16 protein-coding genes are annotated in these 20278 nt (G+C 53.3%); 5 read left to right on the forward strand and 11 right to left on the reverse strand.

Translation table 11 applies throughout. From position 1 onward, the window contains the following. Window positions 1-402: 402 nt before the first annotated feature. The gene (locus KR51_RS17215) at window positions 403-912 is read left to right on the forward strand and encodes a GUN4 domain-containing protein (RefSeq protein WP_156914942.1); all 510 of its coding nucleotides are present in this window, start codon (window positions 403-405) and stop codon (window positions 910-912) included. Window positions 913-1968: 1056 nt separating this feature from the next. On the opposite strand, the gene KR51_RS03080 is transcribed toward KR51_RS17215, so the two are convergent. The 11 genes from KR51_RS03080 to KR51_RS19125 all read right to left on the reverse strand — a co-directional run bounded on the left by KR51_RS03080 (window position 1969) and on the right by KR51_RS19125 (window position 15504). Beyond that, window positions 1969-2868 carry a matrixin family metalloprotease gene (locus KR51_RS03080; RefSeq protein ID WP_022604750.1) on the reverse strand — a complete coding sequence of 300 codons (900 nt, stop codon included), beginning with the start codon at window positions 2866-2868 and terminating at the stop codon, window positions 1969-1971. 57 nt (window positions 2869-2925) lie between these two features. Then, on the reverse strand, window positions 2926-3156 hold the full coding sequence (gene secG, locus KR51_RS03085) for a preprotein translocase subunit SecG (RefSeq protein ID WP_022604752.1): 231 nt from the start codon (window positions 3154-3156) through the stop codon (window positions 2926-2928). Between the two features lie 151 nt (window positions 3157-3307). Continuing rightward, a complete protein-coding gene (gene gpmI / locus KR51_RS03090; protein ID WP_022604754.1) occupies window positions 3308-4903 on the reverse strand; it encodes a 2,3-bisphosphoglycerate-independent phosphoglycerate mutase in 1596 nt (531 codons plus the stop codon). A 1212-nt stretch (window positions 4904-6115) separates the two neighbouring features. Beyond that, window positions 6116-6589 carry an SsrA-binding protein SmpB gene (gene smpB, locus KR51_RS03095; protein ID WP_022604756.1) on the reverse strand — a complete coding sequence of 158 codons (474 nt, stop codon included), beginning with the start codon at window positions 6587-6589 and terminating at the stop codon, window positions 6116-6118. A 434-nt stretch (window positions 6590-7023) separates the two neighbouring features. After that, window positions 7024-7449, reverse strand: coding sequence for a hypothetical protein (locus KR51_RS03100; protein WP_022604757.1), 426 nt, complete (start codon window positions 7447-7449; stop codon window positions 7024-7026). Window positions 7450-8164: 715 nt separating this feature from the next. Beyond that, the gene (locus KR51_RS03105; protein ID WP_022604758.1) at window positions 8165-8458 is read right to left on the reverse strand and encodes a hypothetical protein; all 294 of its coding nucleotides are present in this window, start codon (window positions 8456-8458) and stop codon (window positions 8165-8167) included. A gap of 407 nt (window positions 8459-8865) precedes the next feature. Beyond that, on the reverse strand, window positions 8866-9483 hold the full coding sequence (locus tag KR51_RS03110; protein WP_022604759.1) for a pentapeptide repeat-containing protein: 618 nt from the start codon (window positions 9481-9483) through the stop codon (window positions 8866-8868). 224 nt (window positions 9484-9707) lie between these two features. Beyond that, entirely contained in the window at window positions 9708-10559 is an 852-nt protein-coding gene (gene mazG, locus KR51_RS03115; RefSeq protein ID WP_022604760.1) for a nucleoside triphosphate pyrophosphohydrolase, read from the reverse strand. A gap of 741 nt (window positions 10560-11300) precedes the next feature. Continuing rightward, on the reverse strand, window positions 11301-12977 hold the full coding sequence (locus tag KR51_RS17220) for a sensor histidine kinase (protein WP_022604761.1): 1677 nt from the start codon (window positions 12975-12977) through the stop codon (window positions 11301-11303). 729 nt (window positions 12978-13706) lie between these two features. Then, window positions 13707-14867: a glutamate 5-kinase gene (proB, locus tag KR51_RS03125; protein ID WP_022604764.1), complete on the reverse strand. Its 1161-nt coding sequence runs from the start codon at window positions 14865-14867 to the stop codon at window positions 13707-13709. Between the two features lie 466 nt (window positions 14868-15333). Further along, window positions 15334-15504, reverse strand: coding sequence for a hypothetical protein (locus KR51_RS19125; protein WP_156914943.1), 171 nt, complete (start codon window positions 15502-15504; stop codon window positions 15334-15336). A 272-nt stretch (window positions 15505-15776) separates the two neighbouring features. Here KR51_RS19125 and KR51_RS03130 point away from each other — a divergent pair, with 272 nt between their 5' ends. The 4 genes from KR51_RS03130 to KR51_RS03145 all read left to right on the forward strand — a co-directional run bounded on the left by KR51_RS03130 (window position 15777) and on the right by KR51_RS03145 (window position 19919). After that, window positions 15777-16400, forward strand: a complete 624-nt coding sequence (locus KR51_RS03130) for a Crp/Fnr family transcriptional regulator (RefSeq protein WP_022604766.1) — start codon at window positions 15777-15779, stop codon at window positions 16398-16400. Between the two features lie 448 nt (window positions 16401-16848). After that, window positions 16849-17880: a DMT family transporter gene (locus KR51_RS03135; RefSeq protein WP_022604770.1), complete on the forward strand. Its 1032-nt coding sequence runs from the start codon at window positions 16849-16851 to the stop codon at window positions 17878-17880. 301 nt (window positions 17881-18181) lie between these two features. Then, window positions 18182-19477 (forward strand): TAXI family TRAP transporter solute-binding subunit, encoded by a 1296-nt coding sequence (locus KR51_RS03140; protein WP_022604772.1) that lies wholly within the window; start codon window positions 18182-18184, stop codon window positions 19475-19477. A gap of 151 nt (window positions 19478-19628) precedes the next feature. Further along, the gene (locus KR51_RS03145) at window positions 19629-19919 is read left to right on the forward strand and encodes a VOC family protein (RefSeq protein ID WP_040654999.1); all 291 of its coding nucleotides are present in this window, start codon (window positions 19629-19631) and stop codon (window positions 19917-19919) included. Window positions 19920-20278 lie beyond the last annotated feature (359 nt).

Genomic DNA, 20278 nt, shown 5'->3' on the forward strand with positions numbered 1-20278 from the left:
GAGCTGGTTCGAATATTTCAAACCTAAAAACATCCCTGCACCAGAGCTTACATTCTGAAAGTTGTCCAAACGCTCCTTCCTTAGCCATGGGAAATTAAGTCTTCGAATGCCTTGGCACGATCCAGATCGCCGATAGCATGCGATCTAAAACTCATATTTCTGGGATTTAGGTTCGCTATCTGCCGCGATCGCGCGTTAAGTTGCCACCCGATCGTGGGCACAATGAAAATACGGTTTCATTCAACCGAACCGCAGTGACGCTAGCGACTGCAGTTGTTCCTCTCATGGGTTTCTACTTTCGCTAACGACACAACATCCTTCTACGGCAGCGAACTGCCCGCCTATGAAAAGCTTGCCAAGAAAGCACAAGGCTGCAAGGTCATTTCCTTTCCATCGAACCAGATGCGACCATCCCGGCTCGATTACTCGCGTCTGAATACTTTGCTGGAAGAGCGTAGTTGGCACCAAGCCAATCTGGAAACGCTCGTTTTGCTGCTAAATGCTTCCCACGCACGTGGCAGTTTCTGGATAAGAATCAACGAAGTCGATCGAATTCCAGCCACCACCTTGCGCTTGATCGACCGCCTCTGGGTCAACAATAGTCACGGACATTTTGGCTTCAGCGTACAGGGTCGAATTCTGAGCGATCTGAGTGCACCCGAGTACTACGAACCTCATACATGGGGCCAATTTGCCGATCTCGTGGGTTGGCGCAAACAGGGGATATGGATTGATTACTGCGATCTCAACTTAGCACTCGATGCACCCACCGGACATTTACCGCGCATCGACCCGATGGGCAAACACTACCCGGGAATATCCTACATATGGCTGCTCGGTGCACTCAGACGCAAGCTGATACCAATTTCCACAAAACCTACGACAGATGAGGCAAACAATCCCGATAAGTAAAGGGTTCCCTTATATGTTCTGTCGCAGCACATTCTAGAGTTGGAATGACAGTTGCCTGAGCGGTCGATATCATGCCTCAAATTTCGTTGCGAGAGTGCTTAAGGAGCATGTATTTGGACGAATGGTGAATGAGATCGGAAGGAAGTTGTTGAGAGCGATCGGGCAGAGAAGAGCAGCAATGTGGATTGGGTTGAAGAACCTGGCATACAAGGTAAAGTGGATGAATACTTGCTGAATCGAGCGTGAGAAGTTAAGGATAGAAGAAAAAAAGTGGCAGGCTGGAGAGGAAGTTCATGCTCCTCTGCTTCAGATCGAAAGACTGGTTTGTCGAGCCAGAGTTTGGTGGCAGAATGGCACCTGAGTACAAATTTATCGAGGCTAACTTTGGGTTTTCATTGGTAGCAAATAAAACTATTTTATATTTAGCAAGACATCAACTATATCACCCGAGAAATGGTTGATTGCTTTGTAGGCAAACGAAACTGTAGATCGGTACATCAACCCAGGCAATCTTTACTCAGTTTTTTTTATTAATGTACGGTTGCATATATGGACTTTTAACAAGCCTACAAAAGTGTAATTCGCATCCAGAGACAACCCCGGGCAGGGAAAGCGACTTGGCAATCCACTCATGTCGAACGCATCAATAATTAATTGAGACAGCGGATCTCTAGATTGGTCAGGAGGAGCTTATCTTTTTTTAGGACGTTGGAAAATCACATTTGTATCCTTTAGTACCTCATGCATGGCTATATTGCAGTGATTACAACGGTTTTAGCCTCCATCACCACTTATAAACCACTACATTGGGCTTGCTGAAAAAGTCCACAAAGTGAATTTAGGGGACAGAAAAGTGAATTTAGGGGACAGAGAGCTCATGAAATCAGGCTTTCGCCATCTAGCCCCAGATTTTCGCCCCAAGATCTCGGCTCAAGTGCAAGGGTTTTGAGGCTCTAGCAACCATAACCTTGCACTTCTCTGACGCAGAAAACGCTGGAACCTTCTCGCTGAAACAATTCCAGCCTTTTTCAGCAAGCCCTACATTGGTGCGTTTGCTTACCCCCTCTGGCGCGAAACCCGATCGCGCTGACTCCAAATGTAAGGGCGTGCATGCTGTCCGTCGAGCGAGCGGTCGTCGTCGCTATCGTTGCCGCGATTACCTGTTTGCTCGGTCAGCAGCAGCCAGCCAAGGCGCGTCGGTTGCTGGTAAATGCGCTTCAGTGTGTTGATATCGCGAGCCGAGATCTTGGGTGACTCTGGGACGTGGGCTGCGTAGAGGGCGTCTCCAGGATCGGGACTGTGTCCCCAAATCCCCAGAGCATGACCGAGCTCGTGCCGTGCAGTTGCTAGCGTGCGCGCCGCCGACTGCTCGGGACCGATCTCTACGGTCATGCGCTGCAAAAGGCTTTCGGAGCCGTCCGGGTGCGAGCGCGCGTAAAACTCGAAACGGGTCTGAGCCGTTCGCGCCGCTCCGAATTCAGTTAAGCCCGTAATGCGATCGCGCACGATTGCTAGGGGTGGGCGACGGCGAGCGATCGCAATGTCGGCGTCGTCTCGCATCTCTACCTCAGTCAACGGCAGATAAACCGACCACTCGCGCACGGCAGCAAGAACGCTCGCCCGCCATTGCCCAAATCGCTCGCCAGCTGATGTCGGGGCTGACTCGGACGAACGGTCGATCCAGACGCGAACGGGAAATTCCGTCCACACGAGATAGCCCAACAGCGTTGGCTCAACCTGCCCAAAATAGTCACCAGCCGACGTAACGTCCCAAGCTTCCAAGCTCGGCGGCAGTGGATGTGCCTGTAGTTCCGGGAAGGGAGGCGTGGAGATCTCTGGAGGTGATTCAGATAGAGGTGATTCAGAGCCTCCGCTCGGCAGCAACCAGCTCCAAACCAATACTGTGCAAAGCACAAAGCCCAACAGGATAACTACCGCGCGCGATCGCCACTGCATCGTTACCAACCGTTGTTTCTCTAAGGCTGGCCGCCCCCATGAAAGTTTCCCACCAGTCTATCCGAGCCAGCCCGCACTCAGGACGATCGTCAGACCAATGAAGATCGATGCCAGTACCCACGTGATGCGATTGAGGGATTGCTCGGCGCTCTTCGCGCTGGTAAACAGCTGCGCCTGGCCGCCAATACCACCCAGACCGTCGCCCTTCGGGCTGTGCAATAGAACAAGAACGACTAGTAAAGCTGCCGAAACGACCCAAATAATTTCTGCGAGCTGAGTAGCTTTCATTGCGCGTGTTTGCCGATCCCCTATTCATTAAAGTTTATGTTTGCCAAAATTGTCGGACCAGAGCGATAACGAGGTCCGACAAACCAACAAAGACGCGTTCGCGCCAATGAGTTCTCAGCTCTATCGTAACAAGCCGTTCGAGCGGTTGCAGCTAGGATAGGCGCACGGGCATGCGGTTGGGTGTTATGGCAACTGGTGCGGGCAGCAGCAGCGATTGCCCGGTCATTTCCTCTGGCTGTGGAATTTGCAGAATTTCTAGAATTGTTGGCGCGATGTCGGCCAGGCAGCCGCCCGCACGCAGCTCGACTGCTCCACCGCGGCCGGGAATCTTGCGACCCTCGCCTTCAACCAAAATCAATGGTACCGGATTGGTCGTGTGCGCCGTCCAGGGATTGCCTGCCTCGTCGCGCATGTATTCGGCGTTGCCATGGTCGGCCGTGATGAGCATCGTTCCGCCCACCTTGCCAACAGCGTCTAGCAACCGACCCAAGGCGAGATCGACCGACTCGATTGCTTCCTGGGCGGCCTCGAAGTTGCCCGTATGGCCCACCATATCCGGGTTGGCGTAGTTGATGACTACAAAGGCATACTCCTGCTTGGCGATCGCCGCACAAACCCCGTCTGTCACGGCCTCGGCCGACATTGACGGCTGTTTGTCGTAGGTCGTCACCATTGGGCTGTTGACGAGTTCGCGCTCCTCTCCGCGGAAAGGTATTTCAACACCGCCGTTAAAAAAGTAAGTAACGTGAGGGTATTTCTCCGTTTCCGCCGTCCGGAACTGCTTGAGACTGCGTTCGGCAATAACCTCACCGAGGATCTTAGTCAGGTTTTGCGGTTTGAAAGCAACCTCGACCGGTAGGGTTGCGTCGTATTGCGTGAATGTTGCGAAACTAAGCGGTTCGATGCGCTCGCGCTCGAAGCCATCGAAGTCGGGCCGGACAAATGCAGCCGATAGCTGACGGGCACGGTCGGGTCGGAAGTTGAAGAAGATTATGCTGTCACCAGGCGCAACTGCCCCAGGTGCAACGCGCGTCGGAGGCACGAATTCGTCGGTGATGTCTTGCTCGTAGTAGTCCTTGAGGACTTGCGCGGCCGTGCGGCCGTCGCCCTCGCCATCCGTCACGATCGCTTCATATGCCTTGCGAATGCGATCCCAGCGGCGATCGCGGTCCATCGCAAAGTAGCGCCCGCTCACCGTTGCAATCTGACCGATACCGATCTTTTGGCAGTAGCCTTGAATCAGATCTAGCGCTTGCACGCCGTCGGTTGGGTTCGTGTCGCGTCCGTCTGTGAATGCGTGGATGCAGGCATCCTCAATACCTTGTGCTTTCGCCAAGTCGAGTAAGCCTTTGAGGTGCAGTAAGTGTGAATGGACTCCGCCTTCGGAACACAAACCCATTAGGTGCAGTTTGCCTCCCCGAGCCTTTGTCGCCTTGCATGTATCTACGAGGACAGGATTCGTCAGTAGCGAGCCGTCTTCCACGGCATCGGAGATCCTGACTAATTCTTGAGGAACGACGCGACCGGCCCCGATATTGAGGTGTCCGACCTCTGAGTTGCCCATCTGCCCTTCTGGCAGACCGACGGCTTTCCCAGAGGTCCGAATCAGCGTTGTGGGATATGCGGCGCGCAAACTATCCATAACCGGAGTCTTGGCAGCAGAGATGGCGTTCCATTTCCGTGCGTCTCGCTCGCCCCAGCCATCTAGGATGACGAGCACCACTGGCGAAATCGGTGCCTGCGTCATAACGCCCATCCTTGCATCATTAGCATTCTTCGATTCGATACTACCATCGGGATCGCTGGACGCCAGTTATCCTTGGCCTAACATTCTGTATTTTTCATGACAAAATGGCACAATCGACTGCTCGGAATGGTTGTTGCCAGACCCCTTAAGGTGGACTCTTTCTAGAAGTTCCGAGTCGGTTCTTTGCCAGTACAACAACTGGACGAATGGCGCAGGCGAGGGCGTTTGGCAACTTTAGGCGCGCGACGATCGTAGTTCATCTTGCTTTTCAAGGGGCAGTTGAGAGCTAGTGCTAGCAACTCGAGTCCGAGATGCGAAGGCGTGCGGATAGTTGGGGGGATAACATCCTAGCCAGACTGAAGATGGGCTTCCCAGCGTTTACCAACCCGGGCGCAGCGAGTCTCATAAACATATGAGTTGCTGCCAACTCACGTTCGCCTGAGGCAAGAACCACTTGATTGAGATAGATACTATGTCCTTCGAACGCGAAAATATGCGAGTGCAGGGTGCGCGCCGTTTTGCCGGTAACAAGTTTTCTTCCTTATGTTTCCAGTGCGAGTCCGTCCAGATTGTCGGCGTGATATTTCGCACCCACGGATAGCTAAGTTTCAGCGCTCCAGAACGTTGAAAACCCCCTATCTTCTCGTGAAGTCGAAATTTTGTGTGCGATTGCCTTCAAGGGGATCGCGCCAGCTTGCCCTGTTAGGCATCGAAAGGATGCAGTCAAACACTCCTTTCACCCCAAAATGGCATCGACTACCACTTCTACTTACATCAGGTGAGCTTCCAGCCAGGCAACTTCTTCGATCGTGTTGAGTAGGGAATATTCGGCAAGCTTCGCGATGCGCGGGCGCAAAATCCTCAATCCGTTGATTGTCGATGAAATATATGCGCGTTCCTACCACGTCCAACAGCTCAGTCCCAAGATCTTGTAATGCTTTTGAATGATGCTATTGCGGTATGGCGTCAACCGAGTGCAAGCGTCGTAAGGGTGCATGTACGCCTTCCGGCAGGCGCAATTTGGGCAGTCCCCGACCCGAAAAAGCGATCGCTAACCCCCCAGTGCCCGGCAAGATCCAGAAAATGCTTCCCACCCTGCGACAGAATTAACTCGCTGTCGTTCCAAAGCTGTGATTTGCCTGACTAGCCTGCCACATTAAGGATGGCAGGCAAACGAAACGCGATCGCGAAGCGCAGGACCGTCGACGGTGTCTAATGCCGCTGTACGACACGTTGCATTTCTTTTTTATCTTCGCGTCGCTTGATACTTTCGCGCTTGTCGTGGAGCTTCTTGCCGCGTGCCAATCCGATGCTGACTTTGATCAGCCCGCGCTTGAGATACATCTTGAGCGGTACGAGCGTCAGACCTTTTTGCTCGGTCTGTCCCACAAGCTTGTCAATCTCGCGACGGTGAAGGAGCAACTTGCGCGTGCGCTTCGGATCGTGATTGAAATATTGACCGCTTGCTTGATAGGGCGAGATATGAATGTTCAGCAGCCAGGCTTCGCCTTTCCGGATAAGGGCATAGCCGTCTTGCATGTTCACTCGTCCGGCGCGGACGGACTTCACTTCCGTCCCGATCAGCTGGATGCCAGCTTCGAAGGTTTCCAGGATCTCGTAGAGGTGTCGGGCTTTGCGATTGTCGCTAACAATCTTTATGCCTTCCGAGCCGTTCGTTGCTGCCATGGGAGAAATGCGTGCGTCTGTTTCCTCATTGTGCAGCGAATGCGTTAGTAGGCAGCTGGTGTACAGTTTCTTAACGAAAGCTTGACATCGCCCCTGAGAACTGTAACGCTGGATACAGAAGCAGTGAGCTTCCCTCCCGGTTGCGGTCGATCGAATCCTGGCTGATTTTCTTCTAGGAGGTACCGTCTGTAAAGGGAGTTCGCCGTTGCACCGCGTTATTTCCGCATTGTGCCCCGCATCAAGGCACTAATGTCGCGAACGTTAGCGTGTTAGCGCGGCTGACAAGGTAGGTAGGGAGACAGGACGCTCGTTATTTATTGAGCGTCCTTTTTCTTGTTTGGTGCTTTATGTTGATTCAACGCTGCGTCCAGTGTGCCAGCCACGTTCGAGTTAGTCGGTTGCAGTGCCGAACGCCTGCAAACCGTGCGCCAAACTCAGGCAGAGGGTGGTGCGTCGGCATCGTCGTCGCGCGCAGGCGTCAGGGCATCCCATGCCGCGCGCGCAGCATCTTGGACGCGATCGCCCAAGCTGGCAACGTCGCGAACGAGAGCATCCCAGTTCTTTTCGGCATCGGCGCGCATCATCTCGACCGCCTGCTCGATGCGCTCGGGGTCGAAGAGATCGGTTGCCTCAACCTCTTTACGGGCGCGACGTACAGCTTCGAGGTAGTTATCAAGGGCAAACTCGCCAGCTTTCTGGGCTTCGACTTGGGCTTTACGCGCGATTGCCTCGATCAGGCTGCGCGTTTCCGCTCGAACCTGCTCGGAGGCCCCGGGCATGTGTTGGTCGACGAGGGCACCAGCGCGATCGTTAGCCTCGATGATTGCGCTTTCGCGGGGTAATTGTGATTCTTCAGTCATAATGGACACCTCACTCGGTTGCGTCGCGACTGCTCAACCGTCTCCATATTAATCCGGCTGTTGAGATCGCGCTGCCTTCCCCGGTCATCGAGCTTGTCAATTCGGAATGGAAGTGATGCCGAGGTAAAAAAGGTGAGTATCGGATGCTAGAGGTAGAAACTGCGACTCGAGGAAATTATGATTCTTGGCGTCTTCCACGTTCAAGTTCCCGAGAGTACCTAGGGCTTGCTGAAAAAGGCTGGAATGGTTTCAGCGAGAAGGTTCCAGCGTTTTCTGCGTCAGAGAAGTGCAAGGTTATGGTTGCTAGAGCCTCAAAACCCTTGCACTTGAGCCGAGAACTAGGGGCGAAAATCTGGGGCTAGATGGCGAAAGCCTGATTTCATGAGCTCTCTGTCCCCTAAATTCGCTTTGTGGACTTTTTCAGCAAGCCCTACCTAGCTTGGATTATTCATGAACTCTTATGAGGAGACCCTAAACCTATTGCCTTGCAAGACTTGCAGACTTTTTCGCTCAATCACAGTGCGTTTCTATACGCGAAGATTGGAGCCTTCTCAGAGCAAGGGTTTGAGGCTTCGTCAAAATCTTCGTTAATAAACCAGGCTAGGAACTCCGGGCACTGCTGCGCAAGGAGAAGCATCTGTCATTGAGAGATCGCTTGCAAGTGTGCTACTTGATTCGAGCCGAGCAGTTGACGGTCTCGACCCCAGCGTGGGTGCTAGGCAAACATCAATGCACACTCCAGCGCCGGCGCGCACGTTTTCGCCTGGGCAGTCAGCCACAACTGCGGGCGCAGTCCACTAGCCCCGGTCGGCCGCATGTCATCCCCGATTGCGCGGTGCGCTTCCTCCGGAAGCAACTCCTGGTCCCGGTGGGTGGGTTCGAGCGCTAAACATGCATTTAGCAATGACTGCTTACCGCACTGGGTATCAAGCCGGACTAGACCGCCGCCAATCACTTGATGCGCACCGGCTGCAAGCAAGATCGAAGGCTGATTGAGAGACAGACTCACGTGTCTCACTCTACGCAAGCTTCAGGCGAGAATTCAGGGGTTTCAGGAAGATGTGTCAGTCAGCCAAGACTTGAAAGATTCGCGGCCGCGCTTTCGACGGCAGAGTCATTAGTGGCATGCGGCTTTAAATAAATTTAGGGGCGGAACCGTCACTGGAAACTCTTACCAGATGAATGTGGTTGCGCCCGCGGTATATAACTTCATTCACGACGCTCTATCTGTCACGAGAATTCTTTGATTTAGAGTCATTAGAAACCGATTTGGAGGTGCTAAATACCCAGATCGTTCGTCTTCGCTAAAATTGATTGCAGCTATACCTTGTCAAAGTTGTAGCCCACCACCACTACTTTTTTGACCCTGCGCGCACCAACAACCGAAAGCTTGCGAGCGACCGAACTAGTTGGGATTTAGCGACACAGCAAGGACGCGCGCGTATTAACACCTGTTGTTGGATTCACGCCACTGGCAATCGCGCATAGTTTCTTGACTTCCGTGCGATCGAGGACCGCGTCGGAGAAGTCTGCCCCTTCGATCTTGGCGTCGTCAAAGGTAGAACGCAGCAACATGGCTTCGGTAAGGATGGCGTTGCTGAAGTCGGTGCCCTTGAAGCTGGTCAAATAACCGATGCCGTAGGCAAAATTCGCACCGCTAAAGTCGGCATTCTTCAGCGATGAACCGGTGAATACGGCTCCGCGCAAGTCAGCATCGCTGAAATTGGCATCTTCAAGATCGGCACCCGAAAATTCTACTTCGATCAACGACTGGCCGGCGTAATCTTTGGTCTCCACTTTGGCATCGTTAAAGGAACGCACGGCAGTGGACGTAGCTGCACCGGCCGGTATCGGAGCGAGCAGGAATGCGATCGCCCACATCGCGATCGCGATACGGAGAAGAGATTGGGCAGTAACTTGCATAATTGAATCGACGATAACGGCACGAACTCCAGAGTATCTTAATTTTTCTTCAAACTCTACTGTCTGGCTGACGTTTTCGGCCGAGCGAATGACAAGCACCTCAGTGCTCACAGCGCAACAGCTCGAGAAACTTTTAAACCATTTGTTTGAAAATGAATAACCTATTGCGACGGATATATGCGGACAATGACCGACCGCCCAACGATCGCCAATATCCGAAGGAGATTCTCCTGTGAAGCAGCAGCCCTCGACCCTACAAAGCGTCGGCAGTTGCGGCTCGCAGTATTTTGACAAGCGGCAAGGTCGCCGATAGACGCAATAGGTACCCTCAATTCTCAGGTCTTACCAGCTCGCACTCGGGCCAGTTCGGCTTTAGCTTCCTGCCAGAGTTGTTCGAGTTCGTCCAGAGTGTGGTCGCTTAGCGGGCGATTGGTAAACGCCTCCATGGCTTCTAAGCGATGGACGAAGCGTTGATTGGTCCCGTGGAGAGCCTCTGAGGGATTGAGCCCGTACCATCGCGCAATATTTACCAAGGTAAATAACAGGTCTCCGAGCTCGGCCTGTTGCTCGACAGTTGTTTCCTCTTGCAGGGCCGTTTCGAACTCGGCCAACTCCTCGCGGAACTTGTCCCAAACTCCATCCGCAGTTTGCCACTCAAACCCCGCTGCTGCAGCCTTCTGGGAAATCTTGAAGCCTGCCAAGAGGGGGGGCAGCGAATGGGCATACTTTTCAAGCTTGCGGCTGAGGCGCTGGGCAAGTTCTGGAGTCTCGCCTTTCTCAGTAACTTTGATTTGCTCCCAATTGGCATGCACCTGCTCTGCGTTGTCAACGACTAAGTCGCCAAATACATGTGGGTGCCGGCGGATCAGCTTCTGGGTGATGCCGCGCGCTACAGCTTCGAGGTTGAATGCTCCTGCGTCACTTGCAACTTGCGATTGCAATACGACCTGAAGGAGTAAATCGCCTAGTTCCTCGACGATCGCGTCCTGTTGCTCGGACCGAATCGCAGCAGCGACCTCGTAAGCTTCTTCAATAACATAAGGAACGAGCGTTTGCGGCGTTTGTGCTAAGTCCCAGGGACAACCTTTCTCCGGATCGCGCAGTTGAGCGACAACAATAATTAACTCTTGCAGCGCTTCTAAGATCGAGCGATCGACTGCACTGAGAGTATCGGGCGAAAAGGACATGCAAAACTCTCCACCAGCAACTTCTCCATCAATTATCGACTAGAACTCTCAACAGGTGACCGACCGCCGCTGGTGTTGGCGAGTAATTGCTCCAGGCTCCAGGGAGAAAACCGAGACCTGATAAACAAGCTGAGTAACTTAAGCTATGGGTTGTCGCGACGCGGGAGTTTGCGGGTACGGGTCTGCATATCCACAACTCACAAGCTCATACCAGCTCAAGGAAGTGCTCCGATTGATGGCAATTCGGGAACCCTTATTGCTATTGGGCACCTCGGAAAATTGCCGGATTATGGCCTGCCGGCGATTGCAATACCCGCGCTGCCGTGCCGCCCATCGGTCTTAAGCAAAAGAATCGAGGTGGCCTTTAGATTTTTTGCTTTATCTGTCGAAGGCATTGAGCCGATTTATATCACAATTCAGCACTCGCAACCCTTGCCGGAGGCAGTTTAGCCGATTGCTTGGCTGCGGCCAGATAACTACTTTGCCTAGCCTGGATTATTCATGAACTCTTACGCGGAGACCCTAAAGCTTTTGCCGTGAAAGACTTGCAGACTTTTTCGCTCAATGACAGTGCGTTTCTATTCACCTAGATTGGAGCCTAGTCAGAGCAAAGGTTTGAGGCCTCGTAAAAATCTTCGTGAATAATCCAGGCTAGGAGAGGCTCCGAAGCAAAGTAGGCGAGCTCAGTTTCCCTCCCAGTACATTCCACCGAGGTGCCACCGCGACGGCGATCGCCCAACCCTACTCTGCCTCTAGGGTCCGAATCGGCAACTTCAGCGTGAAACAGCTACCGCAGCCGAACTCTGACTCCACGAAAATCTCGCCGTCATGGAGCTGTGCCAATTTCTGTGACAATACCAACCCTAGTCCCGTGCCGCGCTGCTTGCGGTTAAGCGGGCTATCAATTTGCTGGAATGGCTGAAACAACTTGTCCAAGTCCTCTGGCTTGATACCAATACCCGTGTCGATCGTTGCAAAGGCGATACAGTTGTTTGCGCGCTCCACCCGCAACTGCACCATCCCAACTTCGGTGAACTTGACTGCGTTTGCTAGTAAGTTGACCAAGATCTGCTGCAAGCGCCTTCTGTCGGCTACACAGGCAATCGCATCGGTAGCAATTTCTAGCTGCAGCTCCAATCCGCGAACGCGAGCTGCCTCGTGCACCAATGACAGCGATGCCTCGCACACCTCGCGAATGCAGACTGTTTCGAGGGTCAGGTCCTCGCGCCCGACATCGATCTTTGAGAGGTCTAGTAAATCTTCAATCAATGCCAGTAGGTATTCGCCGCAGTCGAATAGCAATTGCACGTACTCGAGTTGCTTGAGATTGAGCCGACCGTAGATCTGCTGCTTGAGCATCCCTGCAAACCCCAAAATGCTTGCCAGGGGCGTCCGCAAGTCGTGGCTCATTGTTGCCAGCATTTCGCTGCGCGCGTGCAAATCAGCGCGCGCGGCACACACGTCTTGTTCTAAGTGCCGCAGCCGTTCGCAAGTTCTCATCTGCTCCAGACCAAGCGCGCAGTATGTTGCTGCTTGTCGGACTGCCGTGCGCTCGCTTCTTCCCCATGGCACGTCGCGATCGCACTGCATCCCGATCGCGCCGAGCAACTGCCCGCAGGCAATCACAGGAACCAACAACAGCGATCGCATTTTGCTCTTGCTCCAAAAAGCCAGAACCGCCGCACTCTTTGGCGATTCGCTCTGACGCAGCGCGATTGCTTCCCCTGCAGCAAGCACAGCGGCATGGTCTGCTACTACCGCGAGCAAAGGCGAGTGCTCCTCGCCACCCGCCTCTACCTGCCAGCCCGTCAGCTCTTGCAATTGCAGTAACTCCGCGCGACCTTTGGGTATCCGTTCTTGTAGCTCGACGAGCGCTGCTAGGATCGCTTCCATACTCTCCCCTGCTAGAAGCAACCCCAACACCTGACTTTCTGCAAGCGGTTCGGTCAAATTCGGGGTGCCCCGTGCCGCGCGGGCGGCAGGCGAACTAGAGACCAGGTTTGAGAGTACCTGTGGCAAGCTCGCTAGCGAGCCGCAAACGCAAACCACGCCCATTACCTCCAGCTCGTGACGCTGGCAAGTTACTCCTGCATCCAACAAGTCGGTCACGAGCACAACTGGCAGCTCGGGAACAACCTGACGCAGGTTCCTGAGGACCGAGAGCAACTCGTCGGGCGCGCTCAGTAGTTGCTCGCGCTCTACCCAGAGCAGAGCGTCGTAGTTACCGTTGTTCGACAGCGATCGCGCGGCGGTTAGCGATGCAGTACTTTCGTACGTGTAGTACAACCCCGGCGCTGCAAGCGCGCTTAGAACTGCATTGACCTCGTTCGCGCGCTCGGAGGCAATCAGCAAACGTAAGGGCGTAACACCTGGCGGCGGAACGGCAAACCCTGCAGCCACGCCAGAACGGTCTGTCATACCAGCTCTCGGCAATTTAACGGAACGTTAATCCTAAATATGGGGCGTAATACTGCAACCATAGGGGTTGGGCGAGATCGCACTCTTGAGATAGGTATCTGACATCAAGCTCACAGGTGAACCCCCATGCTTGCGGGACAACTTTCGCACAAACTGCCCTCAAGTTTCTAACTAAAGTCCACACTTCCTGCGATCGAGATCTCGAGAAGTGGTAATTTTAGACAGCGCTGAAGTGTGATGGTCGTCCAGGGTTGCGAGCAAGGCTAGGTGAGGGTTCTGCCCCTGTGCCACCCTCACTGTGCAGAGCTAACCAATCTTACACCGAAGGTTTGGTGCTAGTGTTCCGGTAGATGTTTGGCTCCGACAAACGCTTATTGCAATTTCCGGATGTGTTAGATGAGCCAAACTTTCCTAGAGACTGGCTGTGGCTTAATGAGACTGACGGTGGTTTAAAAGCGTTCCCGTTCAAAGCCTTCTCATTTGAAAATTTAACGTTCATTCTTTTCAGACATCGAATCCGTTGATTAAAAGTGCGAAAACGAAAGCGTGAAAAATCAACCCAACTATTACGTGGTGTGCCCCTGGTCTAGTTCTCGTCCGAGCGCGCCGCGCGACCGAGAAATACGTGTAGGTTGTGTGGTGACAGACGTCCGGGCTACCAGTCAGCCGCGCAGACCTACCCAGACTGGTCATGCCGAAGCTAGCCAGAAGCATTTTCCTATCCGCGCTTCAGTCCGGCAACTGAGAGACCGGTCCCTGCTGAGCTGGAGCCGTGCGGCGATCGCCTAGCAACACGAGGTTGTCGCGGTGAACGACCGTATCCGGTGCGGCATATCCGAGTAGGAGCGGGATGGCAGTCGATTGCCGACCGCGGATTTGTTCGACTTCGCTGTTATCGAAGTCGCTCAGTCCGCGCGCGAATTCCTTGCCGTCTGGGGTGCATAGGGCAACAGCATCTCCAGCTAAAAACTCACCTGTTACGGCCGTGATTCCGGCAGCCAACAAAGACTTACCGCGATCGCGCAGCGCTTGCACCGCACCCCAGTCAAGGGTCAACGTGCCGCTCGTTACTAAGCCGTAGGCAATCCAGCGCTTGCGGGCAGGTTCGGAACGCGGGCGCGGCTCGAACTGCGTGCCGTGTGGCTCGCCTGCGAGGATCTGCTCGATCGCCTCCGGTCGGCGGCCGTGAGCGATCGCGGTACGGACGCCAGCGCTACTAGCCAGCCGAGCGGCCGCTAGCTTTGTCGCCATGCCGCCCGTCCCCCACCCCGAGCCGCTCCCACTGGCATTGACTTGCAGGTCATCGAGTTCCTCGGGGCTAACGGTACGAATCGGACGCGCGCCGGGATCGAGGCGCGGGTCGCTGGAGTAGAGTCGATCGACATCGGTGAGCAGGATCAACCAGTCGGCTTCAAGCAGGCTAGCCACCAGGGCTGATAGTGTATCGTTGTCGCCGAACTTGAGTTCGTCGGTTGCCACAGTGTCGTTTTCATTGACGATCGGGATCGCCCCGAGTTCGAAGATCTCCTGGAACGCGTTGTAGGCGTTGACGTAGCTATTTCGCTGCATCAAGTCGCGACGCGTCAGTAGCACCTGTGCAATTGGCTGCTGCAGGTTGGCAAATAAGTCGTCGTAAACTCGCATCAAACGTCCTTGTCCGACCGCCGCGATCGCTTGCTTGCGGGCGATGCGGCGCGGTCGCTCCACCAATCCCAATCGGGCGCAGCCGACACCCACCGCTCCCGATGAAACCAACACCACGCGATCGCCGCTGGCACGCAAATGTGCAAGGGTTTCGACCAAGGCGGCGATCGTCGAGAGTGCTAACTGACCGGTTACACTCCGCGTCAGACTCGACGTACCGATTTTGACAACGAGCGTTCGGTCCATGACAGTTCTCTGAAGACAGCTCGGCCAGTCTGGGACGCGATCGACGGCGAGAAACCGGTACGATCCGCTCAACACCAATGTGTAGCTTGCTCTCCCGCTGCAATCTAGCCGTTAAGCTTAGGCCGGATTGCGCTGGATCGTTTCGCCAGTCGTATAGGGGTCGATCGGATTCCAGATTGGATTCGGCACTATCAAAACCCTTGTCTCCAAAGCTTACCGCTGCGCCGTTACAGAATCTTTTAAAGACTAGTTAAAGAGAGCGCAATCCCGGTTGCACCAATCGCCGGACCAATCGCAAGCGGCGTGCCCCACCCATAACGGGCGTGAAAGCAAGGGGTGCGCATTTGAGCACCACATACAGCCCCCATTATCCGCTCCGAAGGAGTTTGCTCCAACAACAGGGCTGCAGCAAAAACCCTAAAGGTAAAAGCCATCATCCAGATGAGGGGTTTGGAGCACTCGAAAGTCAGCCGGCGCGGCCGATGACACGCGCGAACCAACTCACGACGCGCTGGATCGTCTGTGCGCTGCAAGCAAAGGCAACACCGATCCCGGTTGCAAAACTGACCAGCCAGGATGAAAGTTTATTCGGTATGAGCGTCATCGGTCGAACGCGCTCGCCAATAAGCATAAACACTAGCAGTAGCAGTAGCAGTAGCAGCGCTTCTAAAATCAGCCTGAGGGCGGCCCTTCTCGTGCTAGAGCTGGTTGCTGCGGGGTAGCAGCGTTGCCAGACCAGCAATAACCATCCCTTAACCTTCTCATTACCCGACCTTTACTAGAGTTGGCGATCGCGGTGTTACTCTGGGCGCAGAAGCAAGGTGGGTTTTTCAGGGACTGCTCGAACGGCTGCAGATGGCTTGGAGCCCTCAGTTGCAGCTGGCTCACCGTTCTACGCAGGGTGGCTGTATGATTTCTGGCACGGAGTTTCCGAGTTTCTCAGCAAACCTTGCTACCCTGTCACGGCTGCCCTTCAGCCGTAGCGATTTACTCCCCGCCCAACCAGAAATTTTATGGCGTGTTGAGTGGGGTGTCGTACGGACGATTACCTGGAACGACGACGGTACGGTTGTAACGCTTGGATACTGGGGCAAGGGTGATGTGGTCGGACAGCCCCTCACGCGCTTGCAGCCATACCAAATTGAGTGTCTGACTAGCGTTGAAGTCACTGCAATTCCATCGCATCGCTGGCATCAGGTCTTGGACGCGATCGTCGCTCACTCTTGGCAAAGCGAAGAACTTTTAAGCATTGTGCGCTACGAGCGCGTGTACAAGCGCTTAGAGCGTTTGCTGACCTGGTTGGCCCGCAAGTTCGGGCGATCGGTGGCTACCGGCGAGCTGATCGATCTGCGCTTGACGCACCAGGGCATTGCCGAGCTTATCGGGACGACGCGCGTGACCGTTACTCGATTGCTGAAAGAGTTGGAAGCACAAGGAAAAATTGTTCGCCAGCAACGCCACTACATCATCCTGTGCGATTCGGAAGTGCTCAAGCACTTGCGCGCGGATGATGAGGGTCTCACCGCAAGCTAGCTCGGACCAATTCCATGCACTGGTAATACTTGCCTCTCGCGCGATCGCTCTCGCAGTTAAAAGCCTTGCCCTCGACCAAAGACCCCGTATATTTCTAAGCGTGCCGCTTGAGTAGCTGTCTCAAGTCTTGCTTTGAACGGTGCAAAAGGGTTCGGCAGCAATTGTCCTTGCCGGAGGGTACGCACTGCATGGCACTAGTGCAAATCAACCATTCTCAGAGCAACGGTCAAACCACTTTTGAAGAAAACAAAACAGAACCTACCATACTTGCCCGCAAGCTGCCAGTGGGAGTTATACATTCACGAAATTTTAAGAATATTGGTTTAAAAAACGTACGATATCTGCATTTCGCATGCGTTTGCAGCTCTGCAAGCACATCTAAAAAATGTTCGAAGATGCTGTTTAAGCAGTACATTCTGCATCAAGTCGGCAACACATGGGTCTGTAAATGAAAAACAAGGTTGAAACTTTTAAGCTTTCCGGTCGAGTTTATCTACTGCTCGCAATCTCAATTTTTGGAGCAGCGAATGCCATCACTCGCAAACTCAACGAACTCGGTGCGGAGAACCTTGTTGACGGACGCAACCCTATTTCTTTCTGTAACGTTCTTTTCGTCGGCAATTTGTGTGCTCTGGCTCTACTGGGAGTTCTTTATCGCCACCAATGGCGGTTGGACCTGTTCAGACGAATTACTTGGAGGAACTGGCTAGCACTATCGTCTGTTGCGTTTTTTGGGACAGCACTCGTTCCTACGCTCGTTTTTACGGCACTCTCAATTACTACAGTTAATAATGTTGTTCTTATCGGACAAATCGATACGCCCATTATTTTGGGCTTATCTGTACTTTTACTTCGCGAGCGAGTGAATGGTTGGGTCATTGGCGGGGCAGCAGTCTCCTTTGTGGGTGTTGTTTTAACCGTGCTGTTGCAGCCAGCCACCGGCGATGCAATGACCGTAGTAGGTATTGATATCGGACGCGGTGAGTTACTAACTCTCCTTGCCGCAGTATTTCAGTCCGTCTCCAGCATTATCAGCAAAGTCAGCCTGCAGCAAGTCCCGCTTAGTATCTTTAGCGGATTCCGAATGTTTGTCGGTACGATAATTTTCTTTGTGGCAGCTATCCTACTTTACGAACCCAGTCATTTTATGGACGTTTCTTCACCGTTTCTATGGCGTTGGATGCTAGTTTATGCAGCCGTAATTGTGGTAGGTGGTCAGCTGTTTTGGTTCAAGGGACTGAAGCGAAGTACCGCGGGTGAGGTTTCGCTAGCGGCGGCTTTCAATCCGATTGCTGGCGTACTGGCTGCCTACACGATTTTGGGAGAAATTCCTACGATAGGGCAGTATGTAGGAGGCAGTGTTATCTTGTTCGGAATCGCGTTAAACCAAATAGGCTTAAGCCGACTGAGTAAGGTTGCGCTCGTGCAACTGTCAACGGATAAGCAGATGGATGGAGCTGTAGGGTTCAAGGGAATTTAGTCACAACGCCGGGGAACCCCTACTTTTGCCCGATTCAACTCAAAAGAGTTATTCCTACCGCAGTATGAAGGAGTACTTGGGCGTTACCGGAACGGCTGTCTTACGGCGATCGCGATGCTTGGAGCGAAAGCACATCCTATAATCTCTTATCGGAAATTGCATGAAGAGCTGTTCTGCCCCAGAATGGTTGAGGGGACTGCTGTAAAAGCCGTCCTTTTCGACAAAAGTGCCCCTTGAGAGTTGTGGTGAATGTGCAGAAGCCACTATACCAACACGAAGTAAAGTTCTTGCGAGCTAATCGATGCGACATGCCAGGCCAATTTTCCTTGTCATTGTCTTGAGCGTTGTAGCTGTCGGTGCGTTTGGGCTCAAAATCTGGCACGATCGCTTCCAGATACATCGGTTAACTTTAGCTACTGCCAGTGCCTCGGGTGAATACTATGCCTTTGGTCGAGCCCTGGCCCGAGTAATTTCAAACCACCATCCCGATATCGAGATTACCGTAAGAGAAACTCAAGGTTCTTTGCACAACCTCGAGCTCATCGAACAAGGCTCTGCACAATTGGCACTCGTTCAGAGCAACTCTCCGAGCAGGCCCTCTACTCGTGCAGTTGCCTACCTATTTCCCGAGACGGCTCATGTGGTAGTTTCCGCAGAATTGGGGATCCAGCGTTTCTCCGACTTGCGGACCAAGCGTATTGCTTTACCGCCAGCGGGAAGCGGTTCTTATCGACTGTTTTGGTCGATCGCCGAGCATTACAAAATGGATCCAGAGACAATTGAGTTCGTCGTAAAACCGTCTGATGAAACCTATGCAGCATTTCGGGCAAGAGAAGTCGATGCTTTCTTTCATGTCATGGCACTTGGCAACCCAAGGCTTGCAGAGTTATTGCGCGAACAGAATGCCAGGCTCTTGCCAATCCAGCAAGTAGCGGCGCTGCAACTCAAGCTGCCTTATCTTGAATCTACCCAAATCCCGATGGGAACCTATGATGGGGCCTCGCCCATTCCGCCCAAGGATGTTGCTGCTGTGGCAGTGCGGTCCGTGTTAATTAGCAGCGACGATGTAAATGCTGGCGTAGTTTACCGCATCGTCGAAAGCCTTTATCAGTTTCGCTCCGAACTAGTAGCAATCTATCCAAGAGCAGCAACGATTGTTTTGCCAGAGTCTGGAGAGAACTTGGGGTTGCCCATACACCCCGGCGCGCAAGCATTTTACGAGCAGGACAAGCCACACTTTCTCGTGGAATATGCAGAGTCTTTGGCATTTCTATTATCCGTTTTCGTGTTAATCATCTCCAGTCTATGGCAGTTCCGTTTGTGGCTACTCGGACGACAGAAAAACCGTGCCGATATGTATAATCTTCAACTTGTTGAGCTGATCGATCGCATCCAAAATAGCAATAAATCCCAAGAGTTGATCGAACTCCGCCAGGAGCTATTTGAGATTCTCCAGAAAGTTATGGTGGATCTAGATAAAGACCGAATCTCACTCGAGTCTTTTCAGTCTTTTGCCCTACCTTGGGAAACAGCAATATCGAGTTTGCGTCATAAGGAGTCTCTATTATCGAAAATCGGTTTCTCTGCTCCCAACTAGACTGTCGATCGGTTAATTAACGTCAAGGTTTTTCATTGGTAGGAACGAGGATTTGATTTCGCAGTCCTTTTTTCTGCCGAGCAGTATGAGAATGGCGCGATTCCCTCGGGGTTTTACATCCGGAGAAAATGATTGCTCCCAAGCTCGCTGGATGCAATCTAAACAGCGGTGCGAGAGGTTTCGTATTGAAGCTTGCATCAGTCCCTTGCGGCAGCAAAGTACGCAGCGAAAGATTCAGAGCGATCGTCAGGGGTTGAGTGAAAGTCCCGGACCCGTCAGAGTCGACCGCCTCGACCATCTAATCTTGATAGTTGCCGATTTCGTTCGCGCGTGCTCGTTTGACGAAGGCGTGTTGGACATGCAAGCCATTACGTTCGGCAACAACAAAAGGGCGCTGGATTTCGGACTGCCAACCGGGCAAGAGCAGCCAAACCCTGAATGACTGAGACAAGTGCCTCAAGCCCCGCAAGTTTATGGCGAAATTTCAGGGGTTTCAGGAGATGTGTCAGTCAGCCAAAGCCAAACCTTCCCCACCAGTGGCGCGAAGTCACTCCAAAAGCCGTTCGCCCCCGCCGAGCTCGCCGATTTTAGTTGCCTGGCGGTTCGCTGCTTGCAGGTGTATATGCTCACCCGAAAGCTCGTGATGTTGAGTTGCTTAGCTGTCCAGTTACCCGCAGGGTGCGAATGTGGGTGCACAGCTGTCGGTATACTTTCACGACCGAAGCAGGAACCTCATTGCGATCGCCAACGTTGCGAGCATTGATTACGACTATTTTTAGCTTTTAGACGGGAAGCCCCGCG

This window comes from Rubidibacter lacunae KORDI 51-2, from assembly GCF_000473895.1.
Taxonomy (GTDB): domain Bacteria; phylum Cyanobacteriota; class Cyanobacteriia; order Cyanobacteriales; family Rubidibacteraceae; genus Rubidibacter; species Rubidibacter lacunae.